1 protein-coding gene is annotated in these 1,325 nt (G+C 62.5%); it reads left to right on the top strand.

Going from position 1 to position 1,325, the window contains the following annotated elements; genetic code table 11:
• On the top strand, positions 1–1,325 hold a 1,325-nt coding region (locus I1969_RS10960), incomplete at both ends, for an ABC transporter ATP-binding protein (protein WP_195235147.1).

Below are 1,325 nucleotides of genomic sequence, written 5' to 3'. Positions count from 1 at the left end.
TTCCTTCCCTTCATCCCCTTCCTTCTCTCGTCGATACTCGTGCTCGGCGCCACAAGGCCCGGGACCCTGGCGGCAAAGGCGCCCGCGCCCAAATTCCGGCGCCTTATCCAGATCGTGTTTTCGATAATCGGCGCGGGGACCGCGATGCTCCTCGCCGGCCTCGCACCCGGGGGCATTTACGCCTTGGCCCTAAACGGCTTCGGGCAAATTGGGTACCCGATCGCCTTCTTCCATAACGGCGCGCTTACCGCCACGACCGCGGGAAACGTCTTCACGACCCTGCTTCTCGCGCTGCTTGCGGGCGGAACCTTGATATCCGTTTTCTCCGCCGTCCTATCGACCGCAACGAGGCGCGTCCTCGCGGGCCCCCTTGCCTCCGCGCTGCTTGTCGCGGCCCCGGCATTCCCGTTACTGTCCGATTCGGCGCTGGAGCATAATGCCGTGCTCGGGCTCCTGCCGCTGGCCGTGTTCTCGCCTATCGAGGCCACGGGTTACGTGGGATGCTTCCCGACGGAATTCATTGGCTCCGGTTCAGGCAGCGCATCGATGCTTGCCGTGGCCCTGGCATACGTCGCGGTCCTTTTTGCGGTCGGCGCCGTTGCGGCACGTTCCCCCAAACAGCCTGGACCCGCTAAAAAGCACCATGGGCTCGAGCTCCTGGACGCGAGCGTGGGATACGGGAGCACGACGATACTTTCAATCGGGTCGCTTTTCCTGAGCCCGGGAACGGCGGCGGGCCTCGTTGCTCCCAACGGCTCGGGGAAAACCACCCTTCTTGAAGCGCTGTCGGGCCAATTTCCCACCCGCATCCGCTCGGGAAGCCTGGTGGCAGACGGAATCAGCCAACGTCGATCAGCCGAATTCGCAGAACTCGTCTACCTGAGCTCTTCGGGCGGCGCGGATCTCTACCCCACGCTATCGGCCCGCGAGCACCTCTCTTTCGTTAGGGAGGCGTGGAAATCGGCCGCCGACATCGACTCGCTCTGCGACTCCCTCGGAATCTCCCCATATCTCGACAAGCCGACCCGTAAACTCTCGACAGGAATGAAGCAGCAGGTAAAGCTTGCCATGGCGATATCGACCGGTTGCCCGTACCTCATCCTCGATGAACCGCTGAACGGCCTCGATCCGGGAAAGCGGAAAACCTCCTGCGACGCGATGCGCAGCGAGGTGGCGCGGGGACGAAGCGTGCTCATTTCAAGCCATCTGCTCGACGACCTGGCAGACCTCACCAACTCGTTCTACTTCATCGAGGCCGGCACGCTCGTGGAAAAGATCAAGTCGTCCTCGCAGACGCTCAAGCAGGAATACCTCGATACATACGA

The sequence above is a fragment of the Collinsella aerofaciens genome, assembly GCF_015548375.1.
GTDB classification, from domain to species: domain Bacteria; phylum Actinomycetota; class Coriobacteriia; order Coriobacteriales; family Coriobacteriaceae; genus Collinsella; species Collinsella aerofaciens_AB.
The sequence above is the reverse complement of the archived record's forward strand: the minus strand, read 5'-3'. Positions and strand labels throughout refer to the sequence as shown.